Origin of the sequence: Klebsiella sp. SWET4, from assembly GCF_024296565.1 — a bacterium.
Lineage (GTDB): Bacteria > Pseudomonadota > Gammaproteobacteria > Enterobacterales > Enterobacteriaceae > Klebsiella > Klebsiella variicola.
This window is the reverse complement of the sequence record NZ_JANCOB010000006.1, coordinates 210,526-224,215: the sequence shown is the minus strand read 5'-3', so window position 1 is coordinate 224,215 and position 13,690 is coordinate 210,526. Positions and strand designations below refer to the sequence as shown.

General features: G+C 59.1%; 12 protein-coding genes. 11 read left to right on the top strand and 1 reads right to left on the bottom strand.

Features of this window, described 5'->3' with window-relative positions; genetic code table 11:
- Nucleotides 1-2 precede the first annotated feature (2 nt).
- The 10 genes from nuoE to nuoN all read left to right on the top strand — a co-directional run bounded on the left by nuoE (nt 3) and on the right by nuoN (nt 12,123).
- Nucleotides 3-503: an NADH-quinone oxidoreductase subunit NuoE gene (gene nuoE, locus NKJ21_RS15870; protein WP_002913160.1), complete on the top strand. Its 501-nt coding sequence runs from the start codon at nt 3-5 to the stop codon at nt 501-503.
- Nucleotides 500-1,837: an NADH-quinone oxidoreductase subunit NuoF gene (gene nuoF / locus NKJ21_RS15865; protein WP_061153791.1), complete on the top strand. Its 1,338-nt coding sequence runs from the start codon at nt 500-502 to the stop codon at nt 1,835-1,837. The genes nuoE and nuoF overlap by 4 nt, the downstream gene beginning before the upstream one ends.
- 31 nt (nt 1,838-1,868) lie before the next feature.
- Nucleotides 1,869-4,595, top strand: coding sequence for an NADH-quinone oxidoreductase subunit NuoG (nuoG, locus tag NKJ21_RS15860; RefSeq protein ID WP_254732993.1), 2,727 nt, complete (start codon nt 1,869-1,871; stop codon nt 4,593-4,595).
- Complete coding sequence (gene nuoH, locus NKJ21_RS15855) at nt 4,592-5,569, top strand: NADH-quinone oxidoreductase subunit NuoH (protein ID WP_002913156.1); 978 nt, start codon at nt 4,592-4,594, stop codon at nt 5,567-5,569. The genes nuoG and nuoH overlap by 4 nt, the downstream gene beginning before the upstream one ends.
- A 14-nt stretch (nt 5,570-5,583) precedes the next feature.
- Nucleotides 5,584-6,126 carry an NADH-quinone oxidoreductase subunit NuoI gene (gene nuoI / locus NKJ21_RS15850; RefSeq protein ID WP_008803948.1) on the top strand — a complete coding sequence of 181 codons (543 nt, stop codon included), beginning with the start codon at nt 5,584-5,586 and terminating at the stop codon, nt 6,124-6,126.
- A 10-nt stretch (nt 6,127-6,136) separates the two neighbouring features.
- Nucleotides 6,137-6,691: an NADH-quinone oxidoreductase subunit J gene (nuoJ, locus tag NKJ21_RS15845; protein WP_004201743.1), complete on the top strand. Its 555-nt coding sequence runs from the start codon at nt 6,137-6,139 to the stop codon at nt 6,689-6,691.
- A complete protein-coding gene (gene nuoK / locus NKJ21_RS15840; RefSeq protein WP_002913148.1) occupies nt 6,688-6,990 on the top strand; it encodes an NADH-quinone oxidoreductase subunit NuoK in 303 nt (100 codons plus the stop codon). Before nuoJ ends, nuoK begins: the two co-directional genes overlap by 4 nt.
- Nucleotides 6,987-8,828 carry an NADH-quinone oxidoreductase subunit L gene (gene nuoL / locus NKJ21_RS15835; protein WP_012540986.1) on the top strand — a complete coding sequence of 614 codons (1,842 nt, stop codon included), beginning with the start codon at nt 6,987-6,989 and terminating at the stop codon, nt 8,826-8,828. Before nuoK ends, nuoL begins: the two co-directional genes overlap by 4 nt.
- A gap of 301 nt (nt 8,829-9,129) precedes the next feature.
- Nucleotides 9,130-10,659: an NADH-quinone oxidoreductase subunit M gene (gene nuoM / locus NKJ21_RS15830; protein ID WP_254732991.1), complete on the top strand. Its 1,530-nt coding sequence runs from the start codon at nt 9,130-9,132 to the stop codon at nt 10,657-10,659.
- Nucleotides 10,660-10,665: 6 nt separating this feature from the next.
- On the top strand, nt 10,666-12,123 hold the full coding sequence (gene nuoN, locus NKJ21_RS15825; protein WP_008803951.1) for an NADH-quinone oxidoreductase subunit NuoN: 1,458 nt from the start codon (nt 10,666-10,668) through the stop codon (nt 12,121-12,123).
- A 54-nt stretch (nt 12,124-12,177) separates the two neighbouring features.
- Here the strand turns inward: nuoN and rnz are convergent, their stop codons facing one another.
- Nucleotides 12,178-13,098, bottom strand: a complete 921-nt coding sequence (gene rnz / locus NKJ21_RS15820; RefSeq protein ID WP_012967513.1) for a ribonuclease Z — start codon at nt 13,096-13,098, stop codon at nt 12,178-12,180.
- 57 nt (nt 13,099-13,155) lie between these two features.
- On the opposite strand from rnz, the gene NKJ21_RS15815 reads away from it, so the two are divergent.
- The gene (locus NKJ21_RS15815) at nt 13,156-13,617 is read left to right on the top strand and encodes a GNAT family N-acetyltransferase (protein WP_032730853.1); all 462 of its coding nucleotides are present in this window, start codon (nt 13,156-13,158) and stop codon (nt 13,615-13,617) included.
- The last annotated feature ends 73 nt before the right edge of the window (nt 13,618-13,690 follow it).

Below are 13,690 nucleotides of genomic sequence, written 5' to 3'. Positions count from 1 at the left end.
TTATGCACGAGAATCAACAACCACAAACCGAGGCTTTTGAGCTGAGTGCGGCTGAGCGTGAGGCTATTGAGCACGAGAAGCACCACTACGAAGACCCGCGTGCGGCGTCCATCGAAGCGCTGAAAATTGTCCAAAAACAGCGCGGCTGGGTGCCGGATGGCGCGATCTATGCGATCGCCGATGTGCTGGGGATCCCGGCCAGCGACGTCGAAGGCGTGGCAACATTTTACAGCCAGATTTTCCGTCAGCCGGTTGGCCGTCACGTGATCCGCTACTGCGACAGCGTGGTGTGCCATATCACCGGTTATCAAGGTATTCAGGCTGCGATTGAGAAGAAGCTCAATATCAAGCCAGGGCAGACCACCTTCGATGGCCGCTTCACGCTGCTGCCGACCTGTTGCCTGGGCAACTGCGACAAGGGACCGACCATGATGATTGATGAGGATACTCACAGTCATCTGACGCCGGAGGCAATTCCTGACCTGCTGGAGCAGTACAAATGAAAACCGTAATTCGTACTGCGGAAACGCATCCGCTCACCTGGCGTCTGCGCGACGACAAGCAGCCGGTATGGCTGGACGAATATCGCAGCAAAAACGGTTACGAAGGGGCACGTAAAGCCCTGACCGGGATGGCGCCGGATGAAATCGTTAATGCGGTAAAAGACGCTGGCCTGAAAGGGCGCGGCGGCGCGGGCTTCTCCACGGGTCTGAAGTGGAGCCTGATGCCAAAAGACGAATCCATGAACATCCGTTACCTGCTGTGTAACGCCGATGAAATGGAGCCGGGCACCTATAAAGACCGTCTGCTGATGGAGCAACTGCCGCACCTGCTGGTGGAAGGCATGCTGATCTCCGCGTTTGCGCTGAAAGCGTACCGCGGCTACATCTTCCTGCGCGGCGAATATATCGAAGCGGCACAGCATCTGCGTCGCGCGATTGCCGAAGCCACCGAAGCGGGCCTGTTGGGGAAAAACATCCTTGGCACCGGGTTTGACTTCGAACTGTTCGTGCACACCGGGGCAGGGCGCTATATCTGCGGTGAAGAGACGGCGCTGATCAACTCCCTGGAAGGTCGCCGTGCTAACCCGCGCTCCAAGCCGCCGTTCCCGGCGAGCTCCGGCGTGTGGGGCAAGCCGACCTGCGTCAACAACGTGGAAACCCTGTGCAACGTGCCGGCGATCCTCGCCAACGGCGTCGAGTGGTACCAGAACATTTCCACCAGCAAAGATGCTGGCACCAAGCTGATGGGCTTCTCCGGCCGGGTGAAGAATCCGGGCGTCTGGGAGCTGCCGTTCGGCACCACCGCGCGTGAGATCCTCGAAGATTACGCCGGCGGCATGCGCGATGGCCTGAAGTTTAAAGCCTGGCAGCCGGGTGGGGCAGGGACCGACTTCCTGACCGAAGCGCATCTTGACCTGCCGATGGAGTTCGAAAGCATTGGTAAAGCGGGCAGCCGTCTGGGCACCTCGCTGGCGATGGCCGTTGACCATGAGATCAATATGGTCTCGCTGGTGCGTAACCTCGAAGAGTTCTTTGCCCGCGAGTCCTGCGGCTGGTGTACGCCGTGCCGTGATGGTCTGCCGTGGAGCGTGAAGATCCTGCGCGCCCTGGAGCGCGGCGAAGGCCAGCCTGGCGATATCGAAACGCTTGAGCAACTGTGTCGATTCCTGGGCCCGGGTAAAACCTTCTGCGCGCACGCGCCGGGCGCAGTCGAACCGCTACAGAGCGCGATTAAATATTTCCGCGAAGAATTCGAGGCTGGCATTAAGCAGCAGTTCAGCAATACCCATGCAATCAACGGGATTCAGCCGAACCTGCTTAAGACGCGCTGGTAATCAAAGGTTTTTTATTTTTGGAAGCACGCAAATGGCTACGATTCATGTAGACGGCAAAGAATACGAGGTCAACGGGGCGGACAACCTGCTAGAGGCTTGTCTCTCTCTTGGTCTTGATATTCCCTACTTTTGCTGGCACCCGGCGCTAGGGAGCGTCGGTGCTTGCCGCCAGTGTGCGGTGAAGCAATATCAGAACGCGGAAGACACGCGTGGTCGCCTGGTGATGTCCTGTATGACTCCGGCATCCGACGGCACCTTTATTTCTATTGACGACGGCGAAGCGAAGCAGTTCCGCGAAAGCGTGGTGGAGTGGTTGATGACTAACCACCCGCACGACTGCCCGGTCTGTGAAGAAGGGGGCAACTGCCACCTGCAGGATATGACGGTGATGACCGGCCATAGTTTCCGCCGCTATCGTTTCACCAAGCGTACCCACCGCAATCAGGATCTGGGGACGTTTATTTCGCACGAAATGAACCGCTGCATCGCCTGTTACCGCTGCGTGCGCTACTACAAAGATTATGCCGACGGCACCGACCTGGGCGTCTATGGCGCGCACGACAACGTCTACTTCGGTCGCCCGGAAGATGGCACCCTGGAAAGCGAGTTCTCCGGCAACCTGGTGGAAGTCTGCCCGACCGGCGTCTTCACCGACAAAACGCACTCCGAGCGTTACAACCGTAAGTGGGACATGCAGTTTGCGCCGAGCATCTGCCAGCAGTGTTCCATCGGCTGCAACATCAGCCCGGGCGAACGCTATGGCGAGCTGCGTCGTATCGAAAACCGCTATAACGGGACCGTTAACCGCTACTTCCTCTGCGACCGCGGTCGCTTCGGCTATGGCTATGTCAACCTGAAAGACCGTCCGCGTCAGCCGGTGCAGCGCCGCGGCGACGATCTGATCACTCTCAACGCCGAGCAGGCGATGCAGGGCGCGGCAGATATCCTGCGCCAGTCGAAGAAAGTGATCGGTATTGGCTCCCCGCGCGCCAGCATCGAAAGCAACTTTGCGCTGCGTGAGCTGGTGGGCGCCGACAACTTCTATACCGGCATCGCCAAAGGCGAACAAGCGCGCCTGCAGATGATGCTGAAAGTGCTGCGTGAAGGTGGGGTCCATACCCCAAGCCTGCGCGATATCGAATCCTACGATGCGGTACTGGTGCTGGGCGAAGACATTACCCAGACCGGCGCGCGCGTGGCCCTGGCAGTCCGCCAGGCGGTGAAAGGGAAAGCACGCGAAATGGCAGCGGCGCAGAAAGTAGCCGACTGGCAGATCGCCGCGATCCTCAACATCGGGCAGCGCGCCAAGCACCCGTTATTCGTCACCAACATCGATGACACCCGCCTGGATGACATTGCCGCGTGGACCTACCGCGCGCCGGTGGAAGATCAGGCGCGTCTGGGCTTCGCTATCGCCCATGCGCTGGATGACAGCGCGCCGGCGGTTGATGGCCTGAGCCAGGACCTGAAGGGTAAGGTTGACGTGATTGTCCAGGCGCTGGCCGGGGCGAAAAAACCGCTGATTATCTCCGGTACTAACGCTGGCAGCATGGAGATCATCCAGGCCGCCGCTAACGTCGCAAAAGCCCTGAAAGGCCGCGGCGCCGACGTCGGCGTGACCATGGTCGCCCGCGCGGTGAACAGCGTCGGTCTGGGCATGATCGGCGGCGGCTCGCTTGAAGAGGCGCTGGACGAACTGGAAAGCGGCGCCGCCGACGCGGTTATCGTGCTGGAAAACGACCTTCACCGTCATGCTTCCGCCGCGCGCGTTGACGCTGCGCTGGCGAAAGCCCCGCTGGTGATGGTGGTTGACCATCAGCGCACCGCGATTATGGACAAAGCGCACCTGGTGCTCTCTGCCGCAAGCTTTGCGGAAAGCGACGGGACTGTGGTGAACAACGAAGGCCGCGCCCAGCGTTTCTTCCAGGTTTACGATCCGGCTTACTACGATGCGAAAACCGTGATGCTGGAGAGCTGGCGCTGGCTGCATTCGCTGCACAGCACCGTCAACAACCGTCAGGTTGACTGGACGCAGCTGGACCACGTCATCGATGCGGCGATTGCCGCGCTGCCGCAGCTGGCGGGCATTAAAGATGCCGCGCCGGATGCGACCTTCCGCATCCGCGGTCAGAAGCTGGCGCGTGAACCACACCGCTACAGCGGCCGCACGGCGATGCGCGCCAACATCAGCGTGCACGAGCCGCGTCAGCCGCAGGATAAAGACACCATGTTCGCCTTCTCCATGGAAGGGAACAACCAGCCGTCCGCCCCGCGTTCGCAGATCCCGTTCGCCTGGGCGCCGGGCTGGAACTCCCCGCAGGCATGGAACAAGTTCCAGGATGAAGTGGGCGGGAAACTGCGCCACGGCGATCCGGGTGTTCGACTGTTTGAAGCGTCCGCCAACGGGCTGGAGTATTTCACCGCGGTGCCGGCCAGCTTCCAGGCGGAAGAGGGCAAATGGCGTATCGCGCCGTATTACCACCTGTTTGGTAGCGATGAGCTGTCACAGCGCGCGCCGGTGTTCGAGAGCCGGATGCCTGAGCCGTACATCAAGCTGAATCCGGCGGATGCCGCGAAGCTGGGCGTTAACGCGGGGGCAATGCTCTCCTTTAGCGTGGAAGGCCAGACCCTGCGTCTGCCGCTGGTTATCTCTGAAGGCCTGACCGCAGGACAGGTTGGCTTACCGATGGGCATGCCGGGCATTGCGCCGGTGCTGACCGGATCGCGTATTGATTCACTGCAGGAGGCGAAAGCATGAGCTGGTTAACGCCGGATCTTATCGACATTCTGTTAAGCATCCTGAAGGCCGTGGTCATTCTGCTGGTGGTCGTCACCTGCGGCGCGTTCATGAGCTTCGGCGAGCGTCGTCTGCTCGGCTTGTTCCAGAACCGCTACGGACCTAACCGCGTCGGCTGGGGCGGTTCGCTGCAGCTGGTCGCTGACATGATCAAGATGTTCTTCAAAGAGGACTGGATCCCGCGCTTCTCCGATCGCGTGATCTTTACTCTGGCGCCGGTTATCGCCTTTACCTCGCTGCTGCTGGCCTTTGCTATCGTGCCGGTCAGCCCGACGTGGGTGGTGGCTGACCTGAACATCGGCATCCTGTTCTTCCTGATGATGGCAGGCCTGGCGGTCTATGCGGTGCTGTTCGCCGGCTGGTCGAGCAACAACAAATACTCGCTGCTGGGGGCGATGCGTGCTTCCGCGCAGACCCTGAGCTACGAAGTGTTTCTCGGTCTCTCCCTGATGGGCGTGGTGGCGCAGGCGGGGTCATTCAATATGACCGATATCGTCAACAACCAGGCGCATCTGTGGAACGTCATTCCGCAGTTCTTCGGCTTCGTCACTTTCGCCATCGCCGGCGTGGCGGTGTGTCACCGTCACCCGTTCGACCAGCCGGAAGCGGAGCAGGAACTGGCCGATGGTTACCACATTGAATATTCCGGCATGAAATTCGGTCTGTTCTTCGTCGGTGAATACATCGGTATCGTCACCGTTTCAGCGCTGATCGTCACGCTGTTCTTCGGCGGCTGGAATGGCCCGTGGTTACCACCTTTCATCTGGTTCGCGCTGAAAACCGCGTTCTTCATGATGATGTTCATTTTGATCCGCGCATCATTACCGCGTCCGCGCTATGACCAGGTAATGTCCTTTGGCTGGAAGGTATGCCTGCCGTTAACGCTGGTCAACTTGTTGGTAACGGCGGCTGTCATTCTCTGGCAGGCGCAATAAGGGGTGAATTGAACATGACCTTAAAAGAATTATTGGTGGGGTTCGGCACCCAGGTCCGTAGTATCTGGATGATTGGCCTGCATGCCTTCGCCAAACGTGAAACCCGGATGTATCCGGAAGAGCCGGTCTATCTGCCGCCGCGCTACCGCGGCCGCATCGTGCTGACCCGCGATCCGGACGGTGCAGAGCGCTGCGTTGCCTGTAACCTGTGTGCGGTAGCCTGCCCGGTGGGCTGTATCTCGCTGCAGAAAGCAGAGACCAAAGATGGCCGCTGGTATCCGGAGTTCTTCCGCATCAACTTCTCACGCTGCATTTTCTGCGGCCTGTGCGAAGAAGCGTGCCCGACCACGGCGATCCAGTTGACCCCGGACTTCGAACTGGGTGAATACAAGCGTCAGGATCTGGTGTACGAAAAAGAGGATCTGCTGATTTCCGGTCCGGGCAAATACCCGGAATATAACTTCTACCGGATGGCGGGTATGGCAATCGACGGCAAAGATAAAGGTGAAGCGGAAAACGAAGCTAAGCCAATCGACGTCAAGAGCCTGTTACCGTAAGGAGAGGGCAATGGAATTCGCTTTTTATATCTGTGGCCTGATAGCCATCCTCGCAACCTTGCGGGTCGTCACCCACACCAATCCGGTACATGCGCTGCTGTACCTGATTATTTCGCTGCTGGCGATTGCCGGGGTGTTCTTTTCGCTGGGCGCTTACTTTGCTGGTGCGCTGGAAATCATCGTCTACGCCGGGGCCATTATGGTGCTGTTCGTCTTTGTGGTGATGATGCTCAACCTGGGCGGCAGCGAGATCGAACAGGAGCGCAAATGGCTGCAGCCGGGGATCTGGATTGGCCCGGCCATCCTTTCCGCAGTGCTGCTGGTGGTTATCGTTTACGCCATCCTGGGTATTAACGACCAGGGTATCGACGGCGCGGCGATCAACGCCAAAGAAGTGGGTATTGCGCTGTTTGGGCCGTACGTCCTGGCGGTGGAGCTGGCCTCCATGCTGCTGCTGGCGGGCCTGGTGGTCGCCTTCCACATCGGCCGCGAAGAGCGTGCCGGCGAGGTGCTGAGCAACCGCGTGAACGACAGCGACAAAAGAAAAACGGAGGAACACGCATGATCCCCTTAACACATGGACTGATCCTCGCGGCCATCCTGTTTGTGCTTGGTCTGACGGGGCTGGTGATCCGCCGCAATCTGCTGTTTATGTTGATTAGCCTGGAAATCATGATTAACGCCGCCGCGCTGGCCTTTGTGGTGGCGGGTAGCTACTGGGGCCAGGCAGATGGTCAGATAATGTATATCCTCGCCATCAGCCTCGCGGCTGCGGAAGCGAGTATCGGCCTGGCGCTGCTGCTGCAGCTCCATCGTCGCCGCCAGAACCTGAACATCGATTCAGTAAGTGAGTTGCGTGGATGAACATGCTTGCCTTAACCATTCTTTTGCCATTGATTGGCTTTGTGCTGCTGGCCTTTTCCCGCGGGCGCTGGTCGGAAAACCTTTCCGCTACCGTTGGCATGGGGTCGGTAGGCCTGGCGGCGCTGGTCACCGCGTACGTTGGCGTCGATTTTTTCGCTAACGGCAAACAGGCGGTCAGCGTACCGCTGTGGAACTGGATGTCGGTCGGTGATTTCAACATCGGCTTCAACCTGGTGCTGGATGGCCTGTCGCTGACCATGCTCTCTGTGGTGACCGGCGTCGGCTTCCTGATCCACATGTTCGCCTCCTGGTACATGCGCGGCGAAGAGGGCTACTCTCGCTTCTTCGCTTACACCAACCTGTTTATCGCCAGCATGGTCGTTCTGGTGCTGGCCGATAACCTGCTGTTGATGTACCTGGGTTGGGAAGGCGTGGGTCTCTGTTCTTACCTGCTGATCGGCTTCTACTATACCGATCCGAAGAACAATGCCGCAGCGATGAAAGCCTTCGTGGTCACCCGCGTCGGCGACGTGTTCCTCGCCTTCGCGCTGTTCATTCTTTATAACGAACTGGGTACCCTGAACTTCCGTGAAATGGTTGAGCTGGCGCCGCAGCACTTCGCTAACGGCAGCACCACGCTGCAGTGGGCGACGCTGATGCTGCTCGGCGGCGCGGTAGGTAAATCCGCTCAGCTGCCGCTGCAAACGTGGCTTGCCGATGCGATGGCTGGCCCGACGCCGGTCTCCGCGCTGATCCACGCGGCCACCATGGTGACCGCGGGCGTGTACCTGATTGCCCGTACCCACGGCCTGTTCCTGATGACGCCGGAAGTGCTGCATCTGGTGGGTATCGTTGGTGCGGTAACGCTGGTGCTGGCGGGCTTCGCCGCGCTGGTGCAGACCGACATCAAACGTGTGCTGGCTTACTCGACCATGAGTCAGATTGGCTACATGTTCCTCGCGCTGGGCGTACAGGCATGGGATGCGGCGATTTTCCACCTGATGACCCACGCGTTCTTTAAAGCGCTGCTGTTCCTGTCGTCTGGCTCGGTCATTCTGGCCTGCCATCACGAACAGAACATCTTCAAGATGGGCGGCCTGCGCAAATCTATTCCGCTGGTGTATGTCTGCTTCCTGGTGGGGGGCGCGGCGCTGTCCGCTCTGCCGCTTATCACCGCAGGCTTCTTCAGTAAGGATGAGATTCTGGCGGGCGCGATGGCCAACGGCCATATCAATCTGATGGTGGCGGGCCTGGTCGGCGCCTTTATGACCTCGCTGTACACCTTCCGTATGATTTTCATCGTGTTCCACGGTAAAGAGCAAATTCACGCGCACGCAGGGAAGGGGATTACCCATCATCTGCCGCTGATCGTTCTGCTGGTGCTGTCCACCTTTGTTGGCGCGCTGATTGTGCCGCCGCTGGAGGGCGTACTGCCGCAGACCACTGAGCTTGCGCACGGCAGCGTGATGACGCTGGAAATTACCTCCGGGATTATCGCGATTGCCGGCATCCTGATCGCCGCATGGTTGTGGCTGGGTAAACGTACCCTGGTGACCTCCATCGCCAACAGCGCGCCTGGCCGCTTCTTCGGTACCTGGTGGTTCCATGCCTGGGGCTTCGACTGGTTATACGACAAGGTGTTCGTGAAACCTTTCCTCGGGATTGCCTGGCTGCTGAAGAGCGATCCGCTGAATGCGTTGATGAATATCCCGGCGATTCTGTCCCGCTTCGCAGGCAAAGGTCTGCTGGTGAGCGAGAACGGTTATCTGCGCTGGTATGTGGCATCAATGAGCATCGGCGCGGTGGTGGTGCTGGCGCTGCTGATGGTATTGCGTTGAGTTTGAGGATTGGGATTGTTTCGCCCGGCGGCGCGGTGCTTGCCGGGCCTACGGGACCGTAGGTCGGGCAAGCGTTAGCATCACCCGACAAAACAAGCCTCAATCCGAAGTGAATTTTCTGTGAGAATTCGTTGAAAATCAGGTCGTAAAGGACAGGCGTTATCGGCGAAGTCAGAGTGGACACCGCCTGCGCGGAGCAACCGGAGCGTATTAAAATGCGTGAGGATTGTGAGCACAGCCGACGTTCGCTATGACGAGTAAGATAGCCTGAACCGGACTTAAATAAGGAATAAAAATCACCATGTTATTGCCTTGGTTGATATTAATCCCCTTTATCGGCGGCTTCCTGTGCTGGCAGACCGAACGCTTTGGCGTGAAAGTGCCGCGCTGGATCGCGCTGATTACCATGGGACTGACGCTGGCGCTTGGCCTGCAGCTGTGGATGCAGGGCGGCTATTCTCTGACGCAATCCGCGGGTATTCCGCAATGGCAGTCGGAATTCGTGCTGCCGTGGATCCCACGCTTCGGCATTTGCATCCATCTGGCGATCGACGGCCTGTCGCTGCTGATGGTGGTGCTGACCGGTCTCCTCGGCGTGCTGGCGGTACTCTGTTCGTGGCGTGAAATCGAAAAATACCAGGGCTTCTTCCACCTCAACCTGATGTGGATCCTGGGCGGCGTCATCGGCGTGTTCCTCGCCATCGACATGTTCCTGTTCTTCTTCTTCTGGGAAATGATGTTGGTGCCGATGTACTTCCTGATCGCGCTGTGGGGCCACAAAGCCTCTGACGGTAAAACGCGTATCACGGCGGCCACCAAGTTCTTCATTTATACCCAGGCGAGCGGTCTGGTGATGCTGATCGCCATTCTGGCGCTGGCCTTCGTCCACTTCAACGCGACCGGCGTGTGGACCTTCAACTATGAAGATCTGCTGAAAACGCCGATGTCCCACGGCGTGGAATACCTGCTGATGCTGGGCTTCTTCATCGCCTTCGCGGTGAAAATGCCGGTGGTACCGCTGCACGGCTGGCTGCCGGACGCCCACTCCCAGGCGCCAACTGCCGGTTCCGTCGACCTCGCGGGCATCTTGCTGAAAACCGCGGCCTACGGTCTGCTGCGCTTTGCGCTGCCGCTGTTCCCGAACGCCTCCGCCGAGTTTGCGCCCATCGCCATGTGGCTGGGCGTGATCGGTATCTTCTACGGCGCGTGGATGGCCTTCGCCCAGACCGATATCAAACGTCTGATCGCTTATACCTCCGTTTCCCACATGGGCTTCGTGCTGATTGCTATCTACACCGGCAGCCAACTGGCTTATCAGGGGGCGGTGATCCAGATGATCGCCCACGGTCTGTCCGCGGCGGGTCTGTTTATTCTGTGCGGCCAGCTGTACGAACGTCTGCACACCCGCGATATGCGTCAGATGGGCGGTTTGTGGAGCAAAATTAAATGGCTGCCGGCGATGTCGATGTTCTTCGCTGTCGCCACCCTGGGGATGCCGGGCACCGGTAACTTTGTCGGCGAATTTATGATCCTGTTTGGCAGCTATAAAGTGGTGCCGGTGATCACCGTTATCTCGACCTTTGGTCTGGTATTCGCTTCCGTTTATTCGCTGTCGATGCTGCATCGCGCCTACTTCGGTAAAGCGAAAAGCGAAATCGCGGCGAAAGCGCTGCCGGGGATGTCCCTGCGTGAACTGTCTATCATCCTGCTGCTGGTGGTGCTGCTGGTGCTGTTGGGCTTCTTCCCGCAGCCGATCCTCGACACCTCGCATGCTGCGATGAGCAACATTCAGCAGTGGTTTGTTAATTCTGTTTCTACTACAAGGCCGTAATTCGCCATGACAATAACTCCACAACAACTGATCGCACTGCTACCGCTGCTGATCGTCGGCTTGACGGTGGTGGTTGTGATGCTCTCCATTGCGTGGCGACGCAATCATTTTCTCAATGCCACGCTGTCGGTTCTCGGACTTAACGCCGCGCTGGTCTCGCTCTGGTTTGTTGGTCAGAACGGGGCGATGGACGTCACGCCGATGATCCGCGTTGACGGCTACGCCATGCTCTACACCGGGCTGGTGTTGCTGGCGAGCCTCGCGACCTGTACTTTCGCCTACCCGTGGCTTGAGGGTTACAAGGACAACAAAGAAGAGTTCTACCTGCTGGTGCTGATCGCCGCGCTGGGCGGCATTCTGCTGGCCGGTGCGAATCATCTGGCGGCGCTGTTCCTCGGTATCGAACTGATTTCGCTACCGCTGTTCGGCCTGGTCGGCTACGCCTTCCGCCAGAAGCGTTCGCTGGAAGCGAGCATCAAATACACTATCCTCTCCGCTGCAGCCTCGTCTTTCCTGCTGTTCGGTATGGCGCTGGTGTATGCGAACTCCGGCAACCTGTCCTTCCTCGCGCTGGGTAAAAGCCTGGCGGACAATACGCTGCACGAGCCGCTGCTGCTGGCGGGCCTCGGTCTGATGATCGTCGGTCTTGGCTTTAAACTGTCGCTGGTGCCGTTCCATCTGTGGACGCCGGACGTTTACCAGGGCGCGCCTGCGCCGGTCTCCACCTTCCTGGCGACCGCCAGCAAGATCGCCATCTTCGGCGTGGTGATGCGTCTGTTCCTGTACATGCCGGTGGGCAACAGTGAAGCGGTACGCGTGGTGCTGGGCCTGATCGCCTTCGCCTCTATCATCTTCGGTAACCTGATGGCGCTGAGCCAAACCAACATTAAGCGTCTGCTCGGCTACTCTTCCATCTCCCACCTCGGCTATCTGCTGGTGGCGTTAATCGCCCTGCAGAGCGGCGAAATGTCGATGGAAGCCGTTGGCGTCTACCTGGCCGGTTATCTGTTCAGCAGCCTTGGTGCGTTCGGCGTGGTCAGCCTGATGTCCAGCCCGTACCGCGGTCCGGATGCGGACTCGCTGTTCTCCTACCGCGGCCTGTTCTGGCACCGTCCGATCCTGTCAGCGGTCATGACGGTGATGATGCTGTCGCTGGCCGGTATTCCGATGACCCTCGGCTTTATCGGTAAGTTCTACGTGCTGGCCGTCGGTGTGCATGCGCACCTGTGGTGGCTGGTTGCCGCAGTGGTTGTCGGCTCAGCGATTGGTCTCTACTACTATCTGCGAGTGGCAGTCAGCCTGTACCTGAGCGCACCCGAGCAACTGAACCGCGATGCGCCGTCGAACTGGCAGTACAGCGCTGGCGGTATCGTGGTGCTGATCTCCGCCCTGCTGGTGCTGGTGCTTGGTATCTGGCCGCAGCCGCTGATTAGCATCGTGCAGCTGGCGACGCCGCTGATGTAATCTGCGCTATAAATAAAAAAACCGCCGGGATGGCGGTTTTTTTATGCCCGGATTTTACGCCATCTTGTAGACCATAAAGTCTTCCGCCAATAGCGTATTGGCGAAAATCTCCCGGCATTCCGCCAGCATCTTCAGACAGCCTTCGGCATCGTAGCGCGAGCTAAAGTGGGTAGCGATTAGCGTGCCGACCCCCGCTTCTTTGGCAAGCGCCGCGGTCTGCTGGCTTGAGGAGTGGCCGCGGCTATTGGCTTTCTCCGCCATCGCCTGCTCAAGGGTGGTTTCGTGGACCATCACATCCGCCCCGCGAGCCATCTCCAGCGCCTGCGGGCAGGGGGCGGTATCGCCAAAGATGGCCAGCGTTTTACCCGGCGTCGCTGGCCCCAGATAGCGGCTGCCGTCGATGACCCGGCCATCTTCCAGCTCAACGCGCTGGCCGAGCTTGAGTTGATGAAACAGCGGCCCCGGACGCACGCCATCGGCAATCAGTTGGGCGGCGTCGAGGGTGCCGGGCTTGTCATGCTGCTCAATGCGATACCCGTAGCACTCCACCGGATGGCTGAGCGGGTACGCAGTGACCCGATAGCCCTCTTCGTCGAACACCAGACCAGGGCCGACTTCGATGATGGTGAGCGGATAGTCGGTCCACGAACCGCTCAGACGCAGCGCGGTCTCAACAAACTCTTTGAGCCCTTTTGGCCCGTAGAGGGTGAGGGGCAGAGAGTTCCCCTGCATCGAGCGGCTGCACAACAGGCCGGGCAGGCCGAACAGGTGGTCGCCGTGCAGGTGAGTGATGAAAATTTTATTCAGTTTGCCGGGGTGATAGGGCGTGCGAAGAAACTGATGCTGGGTCCCTTCACCGCAGTCAAACAACCACATTTCGGCGCGGGTCGGCTGTTGCAAATTGAGTATTATCGACGTCATATTACGCGTACGGGTCGGCACCCCGGCGGATGTTCCTAAAAAAGTTAATTCCATCGTCCAGTGTCCTCAGGGCGAGTCGCAAAGTATCAGTATATCAATAAGGAGCTACAGATGATGACCTGGCAGGATCTCCACCATAGTGAACTCACCGTTCCCCAGCTGTATGCGCTGCTGAAATTGCGCAGTGAAGTTTTTGTCGTGGAGCAGCAGTGCGCCTATCAGGATGTCGACGGCGATGATTTGGTCGGTGAAAATCGCCATCTGCTCGGCTGGCGCGATGGCGAACTGCTGGCCTACGCGCGGATCCTCAAAAGCGAAGAGGAGTTTGCGCCGGTGGTGATTGGCCGGGTTATCGTTAGCCCCGCCGCCCGCGGTGAGAAGCTCGGCTATCAGCTGATGGAGCAGGCGCTGGCCAGTTGTCAGCAGTACTGGCCGCAAAAGGCAATTTACCTCGGGGCGCAGGCGCACCTGCAATCCTTTTACGCCCACTTCGGTTTTACGCCGGTGACCGAGGTCTATGATGAGGATGGCATCCCCCACATTGGCATGGCGCGAGAAAAGCGCGCTATCTGACCCCTCTGCACCCTCGTCCACACGCTGCTTTGGCCCGGCGAGCGGGTAAGATAAAACCCGCTCCCTCGTCATG

Coding starts and splice junctions, on each gene's coding strand:
- nuoM (WP_254732991.1), top strand. CDS start 9,130: ATGTTATTGCCTTGGTTGATATTAATCCCCTTTATCGGCGGCTTCCTG.
- nuoG (WP_254732993.1), top strand. CDS start 1,869: ATGGCTACGATTCATGTAGACGGCAAAGAATACGAGGTCAACGGGGCG.
- nuoF (WP_061153791.1), top strand. CDS start 500: ATGAAAACCGTAATTCGTACTGCGGAAACGCATCCGCTCACCTGGCGT.
- nuoN (WP_008803951.1), top strand. CDS start 10,666: ATGACAATAACTCCACAACAACTGATCGCACTGCTACCGCTGCTGATC.
- rnz (WP_012967513.1), bottom strand. CDS start 13,098: ATGGAATTAACTTTTTTAGGAACATCCGCCGGGGTGCCGACCCGTACG.
- nuoE (WP_002913160.1), top strand. CDS start 3: ATGCACGAGAATCAACAACCACAAACCGAGGCTTTTGAGCTGAGTGCG.
- nuoK (WP_002913148.1), top strand. CDS start 6,688: ATGATCCCCTTAACACATGGACTGATCCTCGCGGCCATCCTGTTTGTG.
- nuoJ (WP_004201743.1), top strand. CDS start 6,137: ATGGAATTCGCTTTTTATATCTGTGGCCTGATAGCCATCCTCGCAACC.
- nuoI (WP_008803948.1), top strand. CDS start 5,584: ATGACCTTAAAAGAATTATTGGTGGGGTTCGGCACCCAGGTCCGTAGT.
- nuoH (WP_002913156.1), top strand. CDS start 4,592: ATGAGCTGGTTAACGCCGGATCTTATCGACATTCTGTTAAGCATCCTG.
- nuoL (WP_012540986.1), top strand. CDS start 6,987: ATGAACATGCTTGCCTTAACCATTCTTTTGCCATTGATTGGCTTTGTG.
- NKJ21_RS15815 (WP_032730853.1), top strand. CDS start 13,156: ATGATGACCTGGCAGGATCTCCACCATAGTGAACTCACCGTTCCCCAG.